The following is a 20,705-nucleotide window of genomic DNA, read 5'->3' on the forward strand; positions in this document are numbered from 1 at the left end:
TAATTTCAAACAAAGATTAGTTTTCACTCTCCTTTCAGCATTACAAATATACCCTTTTGATAGTTTTATTATATCTAATGCTGATAAAATAAACTTTTAACGCACCAAATTAACGGAAGAATCTAAAAAGGGGATTAAAAGAAAACCAAGAATATTTGGTTTTCTTTTAATCCCCCTCTGTCAATATAATTGCATCTTTTTAAAATAACAAAAACATTTCTACTGAATATCTTCTTCGACATCAGGAAATCCCGTTCCTAAACCCCGCTATATACACTAAATCCGCCATCAATAGGCATGACAATTCCAGTTATAAAACTTGCGGCATCTGAACACAAAAACTGTACTGCCCCATTTAATTCATTTATATCACCAAAGCGTCCCATAGGAGTTTGGGCAATCACTTTCTTGCTGCGGTCCGTTAACGATCCGTCAGGATTAATCAAAATATTGCGGTTTTGCTCTCCGATGAAAAAACCCGGTGCAATAGCGTTGACACGTATACCATCCCCATATTTCATAGCCAAATCACAGGCCAACCATCTCGTAAAATTATCCACTGCACTTTTAGCCGCAGAATAGCCCGGAACACGTGTAATAGCAACTATCGCAGCCATTGACGAAACATTTACAATAGAACCTTTTCCTTGTTTTGCCATTATTTTACCAAAAGCCTGACTCGGGTAAACCGTTCCATTCAGGTTTAAGTCCAATACTTTATCCCATTCGTTCAATTCCAAATCAAAAAAACATTGGTCCGACTTTAGTGTTGCACCAGGCGTATTTCCTCCGGCAATGTTCAATAAAATATCTATTCTGCCCCATTTTTCCACTATCTTTTGAGCAACTGTTTCTAATTCCTCTTTGTCTAACACATTGCAAACAAATCCTATCACTTCTGCTCCTGTAGCTTGAAGTTCAATAACCGTGGCATCCACTTTTTCTTGTTTTGTACCCAGCGCCACTACTTTTGCACCAGCGCTTACAAAATTACGTGCAATACTTCCTCCCAACACACCACTTGCACCAGTAATGACTGTAACTTTATCTTTTATACTAAACTGATTATCCATACTATTTATTGATTTATTTCATTTTTTACTGTGGCAATGATTCCTGAAACTTGGGCTAATGCAAACATGCGTCCCAAAAATGAATATCCGGGATGATATGTTTTATCAACATCATCCAGCATCAATTTCCCATGATCGATACGCATGGGCAGATTGGGATTTTCTTTTTCGAAGATTCGGACAACCTCAATCAAATGACCGCGTCCTTCAAGATGGGATGCTTCCACGAAATTCCCGTTTTCATCTACATCAGTGCTTCTTAAATGTACAAAATGCGTGCGTTCTGCAAATTTTCTGGCCAATTCAGGCACATTATTACGCAAACTTGCGCTCAAAGAGCCGGCACAAAAAGTCAAGCCATTATTAGGACTGTCCACGGCATTCAAGATCCATTCGATATCATCTGCTCCGCCTACAATTCTGGGCAATCCAAAAACAGCAAATGGAGGATCGTCAGGATGCACACAAAGATTTACACCATATTCCTCAGCCGTCGGAATGACACTTTCGAGAAAATATTTCATATTTTCCCTTAATTGATTGCTGTCAATTCCGTCATATAATTTTAACAAACGCTTGAATAGCTCCACCGGTTGTTGATCCCCTTCTTTAATGTTCCCATTGATAAACCCCTGTGTTTTGACAATGATTGTTTGAATCAACTCCTCTTTTTCTGTTTCAGTGATGCTTTTATCCAATTCCTGAACTGCCTCTAATTCCTTAGCTGAATACTCTTTCTCAGCGCCTTCCCGTTTCAGGATTTTCAAATCGAAATAAGCAAAACGCACTTTATCAAAATAAAGCGTCATGGTTCCATCTTCCTGTTTTTTATATAAATCAGTACGAACCCAATCAATCACGGGCATAAAGTTATAACAAACTGTTTTTAGCCCTGCTTTTCCAAGGTTTTCAAGACTGGTTCGATAATTCTCCAGTAATTGCTCTCTTTCTTTTCCGCCATATTTAATACTTTCCGAAACCGGTAAACTTTCCACCACCGACCAGCTCAATCCGAAGCTCTCTATATAATGCTTCAAATCATTGATTGTATCCAATGTCCATACTTCCCCATTAGGGACATCATGCAATGCGGTCACAATTCCTTCTACGCCTATTTGACGAAGCATAGTAAGGGTAATATTGTCTTTTTTACCGAACCACCTCCATGTTTTTTCCATATAAATTACTTTTAATTATCACAAAATTTACTCCCCGGACGCAACTATTTTCTTCCAGTTGTCCAATAATTTCTATTTTGCTTTTTGCTTAAATAAAATCGTTATCTCCTTTAAAATTAATCAAGCGCAATAATAAGAATCTAATTTTGTAGAACTATCCTGATTGCTGTAATTATATCAAAGTCACTAAATTAAAACGACTCAAATTAATCTATTGATTTAAAGAAGTTTAAACATTTTTTGAAAAAATTGCTTGTTAAAAAATTAAAACCAATATTTTTACTTTAAAAATTTTTAACGATTACTCAAAAACGTCTTCAAATCAAGACTTAAAACAATACAACGATGCAAATTGGAATTATAGGATTAGGAAAAATGGGCTTCAACCTTGCCCTTAATTTACAACGAAATGGCTACGATGTAGTAGCCCAAGATGTCAATACTGACTTTGTAACAAAAATTGGTCAGGAAGGAATCACAACCGCACATTCCGTGAAAGAATTGTGTCAAAAACTGAACGACCGAAAAGTGATTTGGCTAATGGTTCCGGCAGGAGAAATTGTAGACGGAGTGATCACTTCCCTAATTCCTTTTTTAGAAAAAAATGACATTATCATTGACGGCGGAAACTCTAACTATAAAGATTCGAAACGTCGCTATTCTCAACTCAAAGAATTGGGTATTGACTTTTTGGATTGTGGAACTTCAGGAGGAACTTCAGGAGCCTTGAATGGTGCTTGTACGATGATTGGTGGAGACGCTCCAGTATTTGAACATGTCGCGCAAGTTTTCAAGGATATTTCTGTTGAAAATGGTCATTTATATACCGGTGCTGCCGGAAGCGGTCACTTTACTAAAATGGTTCACAACGGAATCGAATATGGAATGATGCAGTCTATAGCTGAAGGTTTTGAAGTTTTTGAACACTCCGAATTTGATATTGATTTCGAAAAAACGGCTAAACTGTTCAATCATGGTTCCGTAGTTCGTAGTTGGTTAATGGAATTAACAGAAAATGCTTTTTCGAAAGACCCAAAATTAGATGGCATTAAAGGAATTATGCATTCCTCCGGTGAAGGAAAATGGACACTCGAAACAGCCTTAGATTTAGGCGTTCCTACTCCGGTTATTGCCCTTTCCATCATGATGCGCTATCGTTCCCAAATGCAGGATACTTTCTCCGGAAAAGTAGTAGCAGCACTTCGCAATGAATTTGGCGGTCATGCAGTAGAAAAAAATGAGTAATAGATTTTTTTATTTCATTTAAAAACAATCTCGACTGCGCTTGATTTGGCACCCATTATCTGATTTCTAATTTATCAAATTCCTGTCTATGTCCATAATAATCTTAATTGCAAGTATCTTTTTATTGCTTGTTTTGATATCCGCAGTAAAACTCAATGCTTTCATTTCATTGATTATTGCTTCCTTTTTTGTGGGAATTACCAAAGGCATGCTATTTCCTGACATAATAAATTCCCTTCAACAAGGAATAGGAAGCACACTGGGTTCTTTGATTTTGATTATTGCCCTTGGAGTTATCTTGGGAAATATACTTTCAGATAGTGGCGCAGCACAACGAATAAGTTCGGTGATGATTCGGTCTTTTGGTATAAAACACATCAAATGGGCGATGTTGCTTACGGGTTTTGCAGTAGGAATTTCGATGTTTTACAATGCCGGGTTTGTGATTTTGATTCCAATGGTTTTCGCTGTCGCAAAAACTACTAAGCAACCCATTATTTATCTTGGAATTGCCATGGCTTCGGCACTTTCAGTAACACACGGTTTTTTACCACCTCATCCTGGACCAACAGCCATTGCCGTGATTTTTAAAGCTGATATTGGAAAAACACTACTCTACGGATTAATAATTGCCCTTCCTACTTTAGTGATTGCGGGGATTGTTTTTCCAGAATTCATTAAGAAAATTGTCGCTAATCCACCCAAAGGATTATTCGAAAGCAAAACATTCGACGAAAACGAAATGCCATCTTTTGGCATCAGTTTTCTGACGGCGCTAATTCCTGTCATTTTGATGGCATTGGCAACAACAAGCGAATTATCCTTACCCGAAGAATCCTCTTTACGTCATATTCTTGGCTTTATTGGAAATCCAACCACTTCAATGCTAATTGCGGTGCTGTTTGCGATTGTATTTTTAGGAATCAATCGCGGAAGAAAAATGCAGGACATTATGGACAAATCCAGCTCGGCATTGAGTTCTGCCACGATGATTATAATGATTATTGCGGCTGGGGGCGCTTTCAAACAAGTATTAATCGACAGTGGCATCGGTACTGATTTAGCTACTTCTTTCGAACAATCAACACTTTCTCCTTTACTTTTAGGTTGGTTAATCGCAACAATTATTCGCATTGCACTGGGTTCAGCAACTGTAGCAGGATTAACCGCTGCAGGAATTGTACAGCCTTTAGTGGCCAGTTCAGGAATAAATTCTGAATTAATGGTACTATCCATTGGAGCAGGAAGTTTAATGTGTTCACATGTGAACGACACGGGTTTCTGGATGTTTAAAGAGTATTTCGGAATCAGTATTTCGGATACATTTAAAACATGGACCATCATGGAAACTATCATTGGAGTAATGGGATTGACTGGTGTCCTATTCCTGAATTTACTGGTGGGATAACCCAAATTAAACTAAAAAATGGAGCAATTTTACATAGGAATAGACATTGGTACCACAGCAACAAAAGCCGTGTGTTTTGACATAACTGGAAAAGTGATTCGGGAATGCAGCCAATCCTATCCCATGTATCATCCGGAAGCGGATTGGAGCATTCAAAAACCCGATGAAATTGTTGCGGCAGTTTTTGGATGCATCCAAGAAATCACAAAAGGGATTCAACCTCAATTCATCAGTTTTAGTTCGGCTATGCAAAGTATAATGGCTATAGACGATACCGGAAAACCGCTCACCGATGCCATTCTGTGGGCAGATAATAGAGCGCATTCACTTGCCGAAACAATAAAAGAATCAGAACAAGGACTCCGTTTTTATCAAAAAACAGGCATTCCTATTCATACTTTTTCTCCCATGACTAAAATTGCTTGGTTGAGAGAAAATGATGCTGCAACTTTTTTTAAAGCGCATAAATTTATTAGCATCAAAGAATACATTTGGCATCATCTTACTGGTGAATATGCAATCGATTCCTCAATGGCATCAGGAACAGGCCTAATGAATATTCACACACTGCAATGGGAATCGGATATTTTGGATTATTTAAAAATAGCAGCATCCCAACTTTCCATTATTGTTAGTCCAACGCATCAAAGCAAAGGGCTTTCCGATGGTTTTGATTATATTCTAGGTGGCGGTGACGGAGTGCTGGCGAATTTAGGAGCCGGAGCAATGGAAACTGGACATATTGGGTTATCCATTGGAACCAGCGGTGCGGTGCGTTTGCCAGTTGACAAACCTTATATTGATTCCGAAATGCGAACACAATGCTACCATTTGATGGACAATCAATACTTAAAATTAGGAGCGGTTAACAATGGTGCAATTGTTTTGCAATGGCTGAAAGAATCCATCTTAAAAACAGACGAATCTTTTGAAGAATTGTTGGAACAAGCTAAAATAATTCCTGCCGGATCCGAAGGATTGCTTTTTGTTCCTTATTTATTAGGCGAAAGAGCTCCTATTTGGGATGCTTCTGCTCAGGGAACACTTTTAGGTATCCGAATTATTCATACCAAAGCCCACCTGATTCGAGCGACATTGGAAGGCATTTTATTTGGTCTATTAAGCATTACTGAAATCTTACTTCCTAATCCGGAAGAAAGACATGCAACTACTATCATGGCCAGCGGAGGTTTTGGAAAAAGTGGCCTTTGGCTGCAAATGGTCGCTGATATTTTTCAAATGAAAGTAATCGTCGCCGAAACAATCGAAGCTTCTGCTTGGGGAGCTGTTTTAATTGGGTTCAAAGCTACTGGCATTACTATTTCAAATCATTCCAGAATTGGCAAAATCTTTTTACCCAATAAGGATAACAAAGAAATCTACGAACAGGGTTTTGAGAAATTCAAACGAGTTTATCCTTTGTTGAAAAACATCAAATTATAGAAAGAAAATCCTACTGTAGCTATTGCTGCTTCTTATTATTTACTAAGAGCACTAGGAAACGATATATTAAAACTAACCGCCTATCTAACATAAAAAATACTGTTTTTTCATCAAATCACACTAACTCCTAAAAAAGCAGTAAAATACCGTAATACTATTTTAAATTCTCTTGTTTTTTAATGGTGTAATAGGTGTTTTTAACAACAGGTATTCCAGCTGCGGTAATCCCTTCTAAAGCTACTTTCACTTTGGTTTCTACCTTGATATTATAATAACTTACACTAGCATTTCCCGTTTTGTCTGGATGCACATAGGGATTCCAATAAAGCGTGTTTCTTACAGACGCTTTATTATCCAACTCTAAATTAGGTTTTTCTGGATTTGGCATATAAAAAACACGTGCCGTATAAAAACCCTCTACTTCTTTTTTAATAGAATGAAAACCTCCTTTTTCGTAGGGTTTGGTACCTGGTTTGGTATAAACCGCAATAATACCATTAGCCGCTTCTTGTCCATAAAACATTGTTGCTTGCGCCCCTTTTATTGCATCTATTCTTTCAACATCACTAGGTTGTATAAAATCAATTTCCGCCTTAAACGCCGTATTCCCATTTAATAAAAAAAGCGGTGCTCCATCAAAACGTATAAAACGAACGGAGTCCTCATCAGAAATAATACCAGGGACTTTTTGTACAATAAGATCAAAAATATCAATAAATGTAGCAACACTTTCGTCTGGAACATAACTATTGTCTGGAATGCCATAAAACACAGGCGTTTGATTTTTCTTTTTAGCTACAATTTTAACTTCGTTCAAAACATTTTCAGGCTTTATTCCAAAAGCTACAAATTTCTTAAACACATTTTCAACTATTGTCCGTGTAGTTTCGGTCCACTTAATGGATTCATTTTGAAAAGAAACAGGAATTGGAGTTTGTTCAATAGGATTTATTACTATTTCCCCTCTAAACTTTCCTTTTACATTTCTGGAATTTAAAAACATGTTTGTTTTTCCTGAAAACATTATGTTTTCAAATTTAAAACTTCCGATAGAATCGGTAGTAGCATTAAAAATATTCATGTGCTTTTTATTAATTAAAGCCAATGTCATATTATTATTTACTAATGCCTTTTCTCCAAGGAGTTGCTTAACCCTACCGGATACAGTAATTCCTTTTTCTGCTTTATAACTAATCGTATCGTTGAATTTCGGCATCGTTTTCCATAAAAAATCACGCCAACCTTGGGTTAAAAGCAAGTCGTCTAAGTGACCCAGGCGTTTTAAATTAGTAGGATTAAAATAATAACTCGGATTATGCACCTTGCCTCTAATATCAGATTCCATCAAGAAATAAGAACTAATGGTTGTACCATAATCTTTGTCGTCTAAAACCCCATTCATGTCGGTTACACTTAATGAAAAACTAGCCGATTTGGCTGCGCCAGTCTTCGATTTCGAACTCACATTTACGGTAGCTTTTTCGTTAGGATTGTAGCTCGCTTTATCGGTTGCCAGTTGTACCTCTAGATCCTGGTCTTTTTCAATATACGCTAAGCGTTCACTTTGTGGTTTCTTATTGCTGTCGTATAGCGTTATTTGGCTTATCCCTTCGGGAACTTTATCTTTTGTCAACTCAAAAGACAACGCCGTTTCGGTAAGTGTTTGTGTCGTTTCTAAATAAGAAATTCCTTTTGCTTTACAAACAACCGTTAGCGGCGCATTAGGATTTTGTACCAGAGTCGCTGCGTTAGTATTGATACTTATAATGTTTTTGCCCTTAAATGTTCTAAAACTTAATATATACCCTTGCTTAGCTACTTTTGGAAGCTCTTGACGCAGTTCTGCCCCAGTTAAGGTCTTAATTTTTGCGTAATAATTTTTCCCTTCAGTGGGTATCATTTGAAATTTTCCCATGCCATCATGTGGACTTAAAAAAGTGGTGACCAATTCGTTCTCGGAATCGTAAATTTCACCTTTAATAGGTATTGGGTTTCCATTATTATCGACGGCTTTAAAGCCCACAATACTAGCCACATTTTCTAAAAGTGAACCCCCTTCAGGAAAGAAATCAACCGTAAACTTATTTTGTTTGCTAGTTTCATCTACTGTGGGTTTCTTTTCTACAGTATAATTTTCTGATTTATTGGTTTTCGAATGTGCTTCAAAAACATCGATAATTTCAATATTCTTTTTGAACACAAAATCATCCCCAAAATTTCTATTCCAATTGGTGTAAGCCCGTATTTGGTAAACCCCTGGTTTTACACCAAGTGAATCTGTTAGTTGAAAATCACCATGGCCTAATCCCATTTCTAAATTGGTCTTATTCTGGGCAATTATTTTAGAATCAGGCGAAATTAATTCTACATATAAAATATTGCTATTATCAAAAAGCAAATTATTAGAGGCTTTTACATTATAGGCTTTGTACCATAAATCTTCCCCTATAAAATAGGTTGATCGGTCTGTATGCAGATAGACTTTCTCAATATCTGGAATTGTTTTTTGAACTTGTGCATTCAAAAAAACAGATGTTAAAAACATCCCTAAAAAACAAAGTAAATTGCTATTTTTATTCCTATTAAAAAATTCAAACATATAAAATACAGATTATGTTAAACAATATCAAAAAAAAGTGAAGATATATAAAAATCTTGTTAATTTAATACGTAGTGTATTATAAAATTGCTCATTATACCAAAACCATTATGTTAAATTACACTGACTACCAGTCAAATACATTCTACGCAACTTTGAAGCAAATTATAAATTAATTTAAAAGGTACTAATACACATAAAAAAACACTCTACCTTTTTTGTATAGTCATTGGGTGTAGCTCTTTTTAAAGCATGAAAATCAAGCTTAATCAGCAGAGAGGAAGAAATTAACTTTGTTGATTCCAAAAAGGAGTGTCTCACAAGGAAATCAATGCTTGGTATTTCACGCCTGATTCTTTTTTGTTTTATAGCGTGAAAACAAAAAGTTTGTCACGCTATAAAACAAAAAATGCTTCCCTTTCAGGAAGCATTAATTTTTTTGCAGAGAGGATGGGATTCGAACCCACGATGCAGTTACCCACATACTAGCTTTCCAGGCTAGCTCCTTCAACCACTCGGACACCTCTCTATTTTGGTTTGCAAAGAACACAAAAAAAACTGACTTAGAAAAGTAAAATCTGAATATTATACCATTTCTCCCCGTAAAGCCGTTTCAAAGATAGTTTTGAAGTCTTTTGGAGCTATTTTTTGGCTTAATAAATACATTAATTTTGTTATTGCCGCTTCGGTAGTGATGTCTTTACCTGAGATCACTCCTATTTTTTTCATTCCTGTACTAGTTTCATAATGCCCCATGCTAACACTTCCTCCAGAACATTGGGTAACATTGATGATGTACAATCCTTTTTCAATCGATTTTCTTAAAAGTGCTATAAACCATTCTTCGGTAGGAGCATTTCCGGCTCCGTAGGTTTCTAAGACAATCCCCTTAAGATTTTGAATATTAAAAATAGCTGACAGAACGGTTTCGTTTATTCCAGGAAACATTTTTATGATGACCACATTATTATCTAAAGTTTTATGAACCTTTAATTTTCTGACCCTTGGTATCGGTAAAAATAATTCGGGATTCATATTTAAATGCACGCCAGATTCTACCAAAGAAGGGTAATTTGGGGATGTAAATGCCTTGAAATTTTCTGCATTTATTTTTGTCGTTCTATTGCCACGGTATAATTTGTATTCAAAATAAAGACAAACTTCTCTTATAACCGATTTTCCATTTTCACGTAAAGAAGCAATTTGGATAGCCGTAATCAAATTCTCTTTAGCATCCGTACGCAGATCTCCAATAGGCAATTGTGATCCGGTAAAAATGACTGGTTTTGATAAGCTTTCGAGCATAAAACTCAATGCTGATGCCGAATACGACATGGTATCCGAACCATGGAGCACCACAAATCCATCAAATTCAGCATAATTTTCTTCTATGATTGAAGCAATTTTAGCCCACTCTTGAGGATTCATATTGGAGGAATCGATTGGATTTTCGAAAGAAATCGTTTCGATCTCACAATCCAATTGTTTCAATTCCGGGATTCTCTGTAATAATTTACTAAAATTGAAGGCCTTGAGCGCACCTGTTTCAAAATCTTTCCTCATACCAATGGTTCCACCAGTATAAATTAAAAGTATTTTGGCTTTAGATAACATTATGGTATTTTAATTTATTCACAACCGGATTGGCATACATCGCTAGAAATCCTTCCAATGCAATTGGATTATCATGATCAATACGCATTTCTAATCTACGCTCAAAAAGTGATTTCTCGTTTTCAGTATATAAATGCGAATAGGTATTCGTTTTATTTACAATATCATAAGCAATAAAATTTGTTGGCCACAATTTGTAGTTACTCAATACCGCATCATCAATAACTTGTGCTAATGCTACTATTTGCTTATTGCAATTATCATTTTCAGCAACGATTGCGTCTGTTTCAGTGTCTAAAACTTTCCCTACGTGAATATGAATTCTTTTCTTCTGTCCCAAAGCGCCACTAAGAATTGTCATGAAATCTTCATTTTTTTCTTTAATGTAAACTTCATTATTGGCTTCGGCCATTAATTGAGGCATTTTCAACGCATCCGTTGGATCATATTCATAGGAAATAGAAACCGGTACAATTTTGATTTTTTTGAAATAATCCATCAAATTCTTTTCATCAGAAGCCATTCCCAACATTTTCAAAACACCCGGATTAGTGGCATCATTGCCATCTTTTGTTCTTCCTTCGCGCTGTGCTATCCAAACGGAACGGTTTTCATGAAGTAACAGATGACCTATATATTCTGACAACAGTTTTGAACTCTGTAACATTTCTCTTGGCGTTAAGCCCCGTTGTACCAGAAAATTACGATTCAATTTTGCTAATGTCTTTAGAAAAGATTTCTTTACTAAATTATCTCCTATTGCAGATGCAGTCATCACTAATCCATGCTCAAATAAAGCAGAATTTAATAATGTGGTATCTAAAAGAATATCACGATGATTCGAAATAAACAAATAAGAGGTATTGGGTTCTAAATTTTCGAACCCTGAAGTGGTTAACCCTTCCGAACTTTTTTCTAATACTTTCTGAACAGAGTGGTAAATAAAATTACATTGAAAATCACGAATAGAATGCGTTTTTCTGAGCTGTTCTTTCCAAACTTCGTCAGCAACATCTGGAAAAGAAAAATTCATTAATGCCTTCATCATCGGATGATGAATCACATCTTGTAGAGCCTCGTTTATTTCGGAGTCATAAAATGGCCGAATCGCGTCAAATTTCTGCATTGTTAGTTTTCTATGTTTGTCTGGGCAAAAGAACAAAAAAAAAGTTAAAATAAAGTAAATTTGTTTTAAATCCCAAAAATTGCTTTAGAATTATCTGTTGTTATTGTCGCAATTTCATTTGGCGTCAGACCATAAATTTCAGACAACTTATTTACAACATTAACAAGATAGCTGCTTTCGTTCCTTTTTCCTCTATAAGGGATAGGCGCTAAATAAGGGGAATCCGTCTCTAAAACGATGTGTTTCAAATCTATTTGATTCAGAAATTGATCGATTTTCCCGTTCTTGAAAGTAACCACTCCGCCAATTCCAAGTTTCAGATTATACGAAATCGCTTGTAATGCTTGCTCATAAGTCCCCGAAAAACAATGAAAAATCCCAAACAAATCCTCAGATTTTTCTTCTTCCAGAATTTCGAATATCTCCTCAAAAGCTTCGCGACAATGAATCACGATTGGTAATTTATAGTGTTTTGCCAGTTGAATCTGTCTTCTGAAAGCAATTTCTTGCTGTGCCAAATGCGTTTTATCCCAATACAGATCAATTCCTATTTCGCCAATAGCATAGAATTTTCTTTTAGCCAACTCGTCTTCCACATGTTGCAACTCTTCCAGATAATTATCTTTTACATAAGTAGGATGCAAACCCATCATCAAGAACACATTATTTGGATATTTATGCTCTAAATCATACATCGATTCCGCGCAAGTAGAATCGATTGCAGGAATAAAAAATCGGGAAACTCCGGCATCAATGGCTCTTTGAATCATTTCGCCACGGTCTTGATCGAATTCCTCCGAATATAAATGCGTATGTGTATCGGTGATTATTATGTTTGTTTCCAAGTGTAAAGTTTAAGGTTACAAAGTTGCGAAGTTTTTTAAAATTTACCCACAAAAGTCACAAAAGAAAAAAAGATACTCCAGAAAATTCTTTTGTATCTTTTTGTTGTGCTAATAAAAATGCTTCTTTTGTGACTTTTACACTCAAAAAACCTAATCCAACTCCTTCAACAATTCCTGAACTTGATCATAATCCTCATAATCTGAAGGAATCATCAACAAGATTTCCTTACATGATTTATAATCTTTCTGTTTTAATTTAGACAAGGCAAGACTCCAAATCGCTTTATTTTTATAGATGGAAGTTCCTGCTTTCAGTTCATTAAAAACAGCTTCAGCTTCTTGAATTTTATTCGATTCCAATAATGAAATTCCATAAAAATATTGAATTTCGGGAGTTTTTTTCTCTTTTAGAACCGCTTCAAAAAACGGAATAGCGGCTGCATAATTTTTGGCATTGAAAGTCGTTTCTGCTTGTTTCAAATTGGCAACAACAGTGCCTCTTTCAGTGAAATAAGCATTCTCCTGTTGGTTGAAATCTTCAAAATTTGGATTTGGATTAAAAAGAAACAACCCAAACAAAACAGCAACTGATGCGGCAACCAAATAAATCCAAGGCTTGAATGCAATGACTTTTGCTTTCGGCTTAGAATCTTTAAAATGATTATTAGAAATCGATTGTAAATTTTCTTTGAAAGCATCAAACGCATCGGCATTCCCAAATTTATTTCCCAGGTGAAGATTCAATTCCTTGAAAGTGTCAAATGCTGAAGCCAATTCCGGATCTTCAGCCAATTGGTTCTCGAACTTTACTTTATCCTCGGCAGACAATTCGTCCTGAAGATATTGGTCGAATAGTATATAATGTTTCTCGTTCATGGCTAGGTGATTTTTAAAGATTTAAAACGACTCGTTTCCTGAATCCACTGGGTCAATTGCCCCGTACACAACGATTTTTTCTTGCGGACATACCCGTAAGTCACATTGAGTTTCTCCGCCACTTCTTCCATTGACTTAATAGTAAAACTCAATTTTAATAACTCTTGGCATTTGTCGCCCAGTTTTTGAAACATAGCATCAAAAAGCTGTTGTTTTTCCTCGAATGCTTCGGTTTCTGTAACCATCTCGGCTGTGGGTTCATTATTAGATGTAAAATCTTCATCAATTGTTACCTCTTTATTTGATGCTTTTTTCAATTCATTCAACCATTTCCTTTTACACAATAAAAAAAAGTACGCATCAAACGGGCAGGTGAGTTGCAATTTATTGGCTTTAGCCTGATTAAAAAGCAAAATCATAATTTCCTGTACCACATCTTGAGCCTGATCTTCATCACCGGAATTATTCCTTATATAGGAAACCACTTTGGGAACAAACTTCTTATAAATAGATTGAATGATTGCCGAATTATTATTGGCAAGTCCGTCTATATACATTTGGTCTGCATGAATCGCATTATTGTTAGCCATAAAAAACATTTTAAGGCTAATGTAAAAAAGAATCTGAAATAAATTCAAATTAAAGGGGTAACAATTACAAAACAAAAAGTATCTACTAAAAAAACAATTAGAAAAAACAATTTAAAAAATTAGAAATCATGAAAACAAATTTTAAAAACATCGGATTATTATTCTTAGCAACAATTTCATTAGTAAGCTGTAATGATGGCGACGACACCACTATTTCACCGGCATCGGCAGCAGAATTTACAGCTGTCAGAGCAGCGGCTTTAGAGGGACAAACACAAGATTTCACCATGACCGCAGGAACTGGAGTAATCACGTTAACCTCAGCCAAAGGAGTAAAAATAAAAATAAACGGCGATTGTTTGACCAAAGCAGGAAACCCAGTAACAGGAACCGTTGACATACAATTTGTAGAACTATTCGACAAAGGAAATATGTTAGTAACTAACAAACCTACCATGGGAATAATGGGAAATGGAAATAGAAACTTACTGATTTCCGGCGGAGAATTCTTTATCAAGGCAACACAAGGAGGAGTCGAACTTGCAACCACCTGTAACATTAATCTAATGGTTCCCGCAAGTTTAACAGACGGTATAGATACTGCCATGACATTTTGGACTGGAATTATAGATGCTAATGGAGACTTGGCCTGGAAAGATGCCAGAGATGCAGCTGGAACAAACGGAGGTAAAGGCGGCGTACAAGCAGAAGGAAACAACTATTATGTTTCTTTTGGAAACTTTGGATGGACCAATGTAGATAAATTTTACAGCGACCCAAGGCCTAGAACTACCATTCTTGCTGATGCACCTGACGGTTATGACAACACTAATAGCGCGATTTATTTATCATACGATGGCGAAGGACAAAATGCATTGGCAAAATTAGACACCTACACTGCAGCCGGATTATTCAGCGAACATTACGGTCAAATTCCAATAGGATTAGCATGTCACGTGATTTTTGCAACCGAAGACAACGGACAATGGAGATACGCCATCAAAGCCGTTACCGTTCAGGCAAACGATGTGTACACGTTCACTCTTGCTGAAACTACACTAGGTACCGAAGCCCAATTAGTAGCCGCAATCAATGCTATTCAGTAGCTTACAAAATAAATTTAATAAAAAAGTGGTGATTTGCTCATCACTTTTTTTTACATTTAAAAATATTTTTGAATTTATCCTGATGCTTTTTCAGGAGCTAATCCTGCTGTATACTGTATCTTTCTTGTCCAGAACTTGCTTCTGGAGCCTGAACTAAATTCAGGACAAGAAAGGATGCCGTTTCCATCAGGGCTAAAACCACCCCGATTATGAAACCAACTTTATTTCTCCTCTTATTTCTAACCTCTTTTCTACTTTATTCCCAAACAAAAGTAAAAGATACCATCACCCGAAGAGCAAACATTGGTTACAATCAAAAAGGGAATCTAGTCACTTTCAAGCCAGAAACACCGGCGCTTATCCCAATCGCCGGCGCACCAAAACCCAGTTATTCCTACTTATGGGAAATGGGTGACGGACATTACAGCAAAGAAGCAGAACCTAAACACGTTTACAAAACCAAAGGAACTTATACCGCCCGACTTACCGTCACCAATAATTACGATAACGGTAAACCGCCGGCAACAAGACCAAAAAAAGTAGCGATAAACGAAGTTTCAGAAGACGTTTATAAAGACATTGCTTCTATCGAAGACCAAAACGGATTCTCCATTCAAAAAAATTGCGACCCCATTCCGGAACAGGAAATGGTTGTTATTTTAAGTTACCAAAACATGGCAAACTATGTGAGCAACGGTAAATTGTATCTTTTCTACAATGAAAAACAATTCAAAAACAACAACTTCGAATTGGTTGATTTTAGAGCACATGCTGGCGAACGCGAAATCAAGGAAAACACCATTGTATCGATAAATGATTTGGATGATTCTAATTCATATTTGGCCTCCAATGAAACTTTGTTTCCAGCCAAAAAATACAAAACCACCACCACCGAAGAGGATTTGGACGCCACGCTTTTAGACGCAAATAAAACATACAAAAACGTTTCTATTTTGGAATTTGACGACAGTAATCCAACTGAAACCCGAAATATTTTTTACACGTTCAAAACTACTCCCGAAATGATCAAAGATACCAGCGCAACCGTAACCATGCGAGGCATATTTGTTCCCAACCGAAGCTTCAAAAACCATAAAATAAAAAATCTGGAAATGCAAATCGTCACTTCGCACGATCCTAACAAAATGGGTTCTAATGGAAGTTTTCTGAATTACAGATTGGTGCGTTTCAAGAGAGTTAACTTCAAAACCCGTTTCCAGAACAATGGCGAAGGCCCGGCCAGAATGATTCGGCTAGAAACTGATATTCCGGATATGTTTGACAAGAAAACATTTCAAATTGATGATATGTATCCAAAATGCCCTATTTGTCCCAAAGGCGAAGTACCCACAACGAGTTGTCTGGACACAATTATCAAACAAAATCAGATATTCTTCACCTTCAAAAATATTTATTTACCCGGAAGCAACCAAAAAAATGTAAAAGAAATTGACAGTACCAAGGGCTTTGTGAAATACTCCATGAAATTCAACAAAGACTTTCATAAGATAAAAACCAAAAGCAGAACCGCGATAATTTTTGACAAAAACGAGCCTATTATTACCAATTATGCCACTACCCGATTCTTACCGGGAATCTCCATTGGCGCGAAAGCCGGTTATAATTTGTATCCAGATTTAGAAAACTCCAAAAGCTATTTTGTTGGCGCAACCATTTCGCCTTTCAAATCCTATCGCTATTATTGGCAGGCCGAATTCTTGAATACAATTCATTCCTTTGACAATTCAATTGCTGTAAATGAAACAATCATCACAACTGCTAATGGTGTTCGGCAACTACAACGCACCACAAAAGCTACCAGCAACCAAAATGTCAATTGGGAAATCCCGGTATTGGTTCGTTATAACATCAATAATTATATTGGGGTTGGAGCCGGTTTACAAGCGAACATCAATATTTCGGAAAAACAGCAACAAAGTCGTACAATAGAGACTTTTGAAGGCCCTACCGATAAATTTTTAATCAGCACAAGCAAGGAATCTAATGCGGTTTCTGACTCTTTTACCAATTTAAAAACAGGTTTGTTGATTGATTTAACGATCGGTGCAGCCCGAATTGGTCCAAGTTTAGGCGCCCGATATGTAATAAATTTCAAGGAGAATTTTAATTATTTTCAGTTTTATGGGATATGGAAGTTTTGAGTTAGTTTAAACACAAAAGTCATAAAAGAAAAGCAAAAATCACAAAAGAAAAAATGATTAAAAAATTCCAATTTATAGGATATGGAAGTTTTAGTTTAAACACAAAAACCATAAAAGAAAAGCAAAAGTCACAAAAGAAAAATGATGAAAATAACGAAAACGTATTTAAAGGATTTAACATATAAAATAAATGGAGCTGCAATAGAAGTCCATAAAGAATTAGGCCCTGGATTGTTAGAAAGTGTTTATCATAAATGTATAAAAACAGAATTAACGTTAAGAGGAATTTCATTCAAATCAGAATTAAAAGTGAGAATAAACTTCAAGGGAAATGAACTTGAAACAGATTATAGATGTGATTTATTAGTGGAAGATTGTATTGTAGTAGAATTAAAAGCACAAGATAATCTCCCTCCAATTCATCAAGCACAAATATTAACGTATATGAAACTCTTAAAGAAACCAAAAGGAATCCTTTATAATTTTCATTGCATTAACTTATACAACGAAGGACAAAAGACATTCGTAAATGAATACTTTAGCGCTCTGGAAGATTAAACTAAATTATGCTCTTTGTGGCGAAAAAATTCAACACAAAAGAAACAAAAGCGTGTATGTGTTCTATTTGCATTTTAGTGTCTAACAAAACTTTTGCGCCTTTGTTTTTCTTTTATGACTTTTGTGTTTAAAAAACCTATTTAATGGCAAAACCTATTTTCATCTTTTTATTCTTTACAACTCTGACTATATTCGGACAGAAACCACCCACCCAAGAAGACAAAATATACCATACAATTGATGTTTTTGTAGCTAATCCATCTGCTGAAAACTTACAAAATCTTACCACAACAGAAAAAGAATTTTGGAAGAATTCAAAGCCAAAATATAAGAATGAACTGCTGGCCATGGTGGTTTTAAATTGCAACATTGCTTTCTATCAAAACCAATTTGGCAGAACCAATCAAGCGATTTCAAGCTACGAAAAAGCGTGGCAAATCTTTCAGAAAAACAAACTTCAGGATTATGACATTATCGAATATTGTCTAAAACCGTTAGGGAATTTATACACAATTTTAGGCGATTATGACAATGCCGAAAATACCATAAAACAGTATTATTTCATTGCAGAAAAAGAAAAAACTCCCGAAGCTTCGGGACAAAAAATAGCGGCCATTCTCAATTTGTCAAACGTGTACCAAAGTTCCGGCAAGAGTGTATTGGCTATAGAATTATTAGAAAAAACGATTAAAACGAAGCAGCTCTCAAACGCCCAAAAAGGAATTCTACTCAATAATTTGGGAGCCAATTATATCATTAGCGGTCACGCAACAAATATAAATCCTGATGCATATCGAAAAGCTCAAAGCGCATTCGAAATGTCTAAAAAATTATTAGAAAAAGAAAAAAATCAATCTGAAACACTATCTAACGTTTACCGAAATTTAGTCTCGATTTATAGCCAGCAACAAGACTATGGACGTGCCAATTCGTATTTTGAAAAGGCAAGAAAGCTTTTTTTAGAAACCAACAATAAATCCCGAAGTTTCGGTACAAGAAAAATAGCAAAACTCAATTATGAAAATGCTTTACTGCTATTTGAACAGAAAAAATACACCAAAGCAAGTGTCTTAATTTCGAATGTTTTCAAAAATTTAATTACAAATTATTCCAATAAAAAAAACATTCTGCCCAATCAAAGTTCCCTTTACGCTGAAACCGTTTTGCTGGACGCGTTAGATTTACAAGCCGAAATTTTCCAAAGACAAAATCAATCCAAAAAAGCATTGGAAGCCTATGCGCTTTCATTCCATATCGAAGATTTATTTGCCAATCTTTTAGTTTATGAAAACTCGAAAATCATCAACCAAACCCGAGTTAGAAACCGTACCGAAAAATGCATCGCCATTTATGGTTTACTTTATCAAAAGGAGAAAAAAAGCAACTATATAGAAAGCGCTTTCCAATTAGCCGAACGAACAAAATCAGGTGTTTTAAAAAGCTACATTGCCCAAAACAAAACGGCCACAAAGGAAGAAAAACTGCATTTGGAACAACTTCAAAACTGGAATAATGAAATCACAAAAGAGCAACAAAAAGGCGTTTTAGCCGATATTTCAAAAATAAACGAAGCCATCAAAAAGCAAAATTCATTGATGCTTTCGCTAAAAGATATTCGCATCAAAAATGCTAATTCTGTTCCTGAAAATTTAGATCTAAACGCTTTATTTTCAAAACTGGAAAAAGACAAAACCATAATGATTTGCTATTTCTCCGGTTCCGAAAAAATGTATTATTTTACTTTGGAAAACCGACGAATCAAATTAAACTCTTTTAGTAATAATGCAAATTCCAGTGTTAAAATATGGCAATTCTTAGACTATTTTAGTGATGCCAATGCCATTATAAATGATGTAAAAGGGTACAACCTTCATGGTAAAATTGCTTTTGATTTGCTGAAACTACCCAAAAACACAACCAACAAAAATCTCATTATTGTTCCTGATGGCATATTGAATTTTCTTCCGTTTGAAGCTTTAATCACAAAAGAAACGGCAACGAGTAATTTTGCCAAAATGCATTATTTATTGAATGATTTCAAGATTGCCTATAGCAATTCGGCTACATTTTATTTGAATGCAAAACCACATTCGACTGGACAGCAAACTGTTCTAGGGATATTTCCTATTTTTGAAAATACCGATTATCTATTAGCTTTTTCGAAAGCCGAAATGCAATCCATAAAAAAGGATTTTGGAGGGCAGTTTTTTGAAAACGCAACCGCAACATTCAATAATTTCAAAACGAATGCCCCTAATTATTCCATTTTACATTTATCCACACATGCAAGTGCAGGTGATACTGAAACACCGGCCAGCATCAAATTTTACGATCAGGAAATCCTATATTCAGAATTGTACAATTTAAAAATCAGTCCTGATTTGGTCGTGCTGAGCGCCTGTGAAACGGGGATAGGAAAACTTTATAAGTCCGAAGGGGCCATGAGTATTGCCAGAGGTTTTCAATTTGCTGGAGCACAAAATTTGTTGTTCTCGTTATGGAAAGTAAATGATTATACCACCTCCGTTTTTATGGATTATTTTTATAAAAATATAAAAAATGACGAATCCTATTTTGAAGCCAATGCCAATGCCAAACTGGGTTTCTTACAAGACAAATCGATTTCAAACGCCAAAAAATCTCCTTATTACTGGAGCGCTTTTGTTTTTTACGGCGGAATTGAAACTCCAAAAAACACTAGTCTCTTAATCTATTTGTTGCTGTTTTTGGGTTGCTTCGGATTATTTTTCCTGTTGAAAAAATTATTTTCCAAAGTAAAAAAGAAGATTAGCAAAGTTCCTTAAACAACGAATCCTTCGTGTATCTTTGTAAAGACCCTTTCCTCTAACATAAAACCAGATACTGAAATAAATTCAGCATAA

Annotated in this window: 15 protein-coding genes and 1 tRNA gene; 7 read left to right on the forward strand and 9 right to left on the reverse strand. The window is 35.7% G+C overall.

Translation table 11 applies throughout. The features are described from left to right. Positions 1-257: 257 nt before the first annotated feature. Positions 258-1,073, reverse strand: a complete 816-nt coding sequence (locus tag ACM55M_RS01000; RefSeq protein ID WP_416855596.1) for an SDR family oxidoreductase — start codon at positions 1,071-1,073, stop codon at positions 258-260. 5 nt (positions 1,074-1,078) lie between these two features. Continuing rightward, positions 1,079-2,251 carry a mannonate dehydratase gene (gene uxuA, locus ACM55M_RS01005; RefSeq protein WP_416855597.1) on the reverse strand — a complete coding sequence of 391 codons (1,173 nt, stop codon included), beginning with the start codon at positions 2,249-2,251 and terminating at the stop codon, positions 1,079-1,081. Positions 2,252-2,596: 345 nt separating this feature from the next. On the opposite strand from uxuA, the gene gnd reads away from it, so the two are divergent. The 3 genes from gnd (at position 2,597) to ACM55M_RS01020 (ending at position 6,347) form a co-directional block, all read left to right on the forward strand. After that, positions 2,597-3,496, forward strand: a complete 900-nt coding sequence (gene gnd, locus ACM55M_RS01010) for a phosphogluconate dehydrogenase (NAD(+)-dependent, decarboxylating) (RefSeq protein WP_416855598.1) — start codon at positions 2,597-2,599, stop codon at positions 3,494-3,496. Positions 3,497-3,584: 88 nt separating this feature from the next. Continuing rightward, positions 3,585-4,904, forward strand: coding sequence for a gluconate:H+ symporter (locus ACM55M_RS01015; RefSeq protein WP_416855599.1), 1,320 nt, complete (start codon positions 3,585-3,587; stop codon positions 4,902-4,904). Between the two features lie 18 nt (positions 4,905-4,922). Beyond that, positions 4,923-6,347 (forward strand): gluconokinase, encoded by a 1,425-nt coding sequence (locus ACM55M_RS01020; RefSeq protein WP_416855600.1) that lies wholly within the window; start codon positions 4,923-4,925, stop codon positions 6,345-6,347. Positions 6,348-6,501: 154 nt separating this feature from the next. On the opposite strand, the gene ACM55M_RS01025 is transcribed toward ACM55M_RS01020, so the two are convergent. From ACM55M_RS01025 to ACM55M_RS01055, 7 genes are all read right to left on the reverse strand, one after another. Then, positions 6,502-8,871: a TonB-dependent receptor gene (locus ACM55M_RS01025; protein WP_416855601.1), complete on the reverse strand. Its 2,370-nt coding sequence runs from the start codon at positions 8,869-8,871 to the stop codon at positions 6,502-6,504. Positions 8,872-9,388: 517 nt separating this feature from the next. Then, positions 9,389-9,475: transfer RNA gene (locus tag ACM55M_RS01030), tRNA-Ser, on the reverse strand. Between the two features lie 56 nt (positions 9,476-9,531). Beyond that, the gene (locus ACM55M_RS01035; RefSeq protein ID WP_416855602.1) at positions 9,532-10,560 is read right to left on the reverse strand and encodes an asparaginase; all 1,029 of its coding nucleotides are present in this window, start codon (positions 10,558-10,560) and stop codon (positions 9,532-9,534) included. Beyond that, on the reverse strand, positions 10,550-11,686 hold the full coding sequence (locus ACM55M_RS01040) for a 1-acyl-sn-glycerol-3-phosphate acyltransferase (RefSeq protein WP_416855604.1): 1,137 nt from the start codon (positions 11,684-11,686) through the stop codon (positions 10,550-10,552). The genes ACM55M_RS01035 and ACM55M_RS01040 overlap by 11 nt, the downstream gene beginning before the upstream one ends. 65 nt (positions 11,687-11,751) lie before the next feature. Then, the gene (locus ACM55M_RS01045; protein WP_416856269.1) at positions 11,752-12,519 is read right to left on the reverse strand and encodes a TatD family hydrolase; all 768 of its coding nucleotides are present in this window, start codon (positions 12,517-12,519) and stop codon (positions 11,752-11,754) included. 162 nt (positions 12,520-12,681) lie between these two features. Further along, complete coding sequence (locus tag ACM55M_RS01050; RefSeq protein ID WP_416855605.1) at positions 12,682-13,407, reverse strand: tetratricopeptide repeat protein; 726 nt, start codon at positions 13,405-13,407, stop codon at positions 12,682-12,684. 2 nt (positions 13,408-13,409) lie between these two features. Then, positions 13,410-13,997 carry an RNA polymerase sigma factor gene (locus ACM55M_RS01055; protein ID WP_416855606.1) on the reverse strand — a complete coding sequence of 196 codons (588 nt, stop codon included), beginning with the start codon at positions 13,995-13,997 and terminating at the stop codon, positions 13,410-13,412. A gap of 128 nt (positions 13,998-14,125) precedes the next feature. Between ACM55M_RS01055 and ACM55M_RS01060 the strand changes: the two genes are divergently transcribed. The 4 genes from ACM55M_RS01060 (at position 14,126) to ACM55M_RS01075 (ending at position 20,627) form a co-directional block, all read left to right on the forward strand. Next, a complete protein-coding gene (locus ACM55M_RS01060; RefSeq protein WP_416855607.1) occupies positions 14,126-15,103 on the forward strand; it encodes a hypothetical protein in 978 nt (325 codons plus the stop codon). Positions 15,104-15,312: 209 nt separating this feature from the next. Next, a complete protein-coding gene (locus tag ACM55M_RS01065; protein WP_416855608.1) occupies positions 15,313-17,265 on the forward strand; it encodes a PKD domain-containing protein in 1,953 nt (650 codons plus the stop codon). A 141-nt stretch (positions 17,266-17,406) separates the two neighbouring features. Further along, on the forward strand, positions 17,407-17,823 hold the full coding sequence (locus tag ACM55M_RS01070) for a GxxExxY protein (RefSeq protein ID WP_416855609.1): 417 nt from the start codon (positions 17,407-17,409) through the stop codon (positions 17,821-17,823). A 143-nt stretch (positions 17,824-17,966) separates the two neighbouring features. Then, positions 17,967-20,627: a CHAT domain-containing protein gene (locus ACM55M_RS01075; RefSeq protein ID WP_416855610.1), complete on the forward strand. Its 2,661-nt coding sequence runs from the start codon at positions 17,967-17,969 to the stop codon at positions 20,625-20,627. Positions 20,628-20,705 lie beyond the last annotated feature (78 nt).

It is taken from the genome of Flavobacterium galactosi, from assembly GCF_048158585.1.
GTDB lineage: Bacteria > Bacteroidota > Bacteroidia > Flavobacteriales > Flavobacteriaceae > Flavobacterium > Flavobacterium galactosi.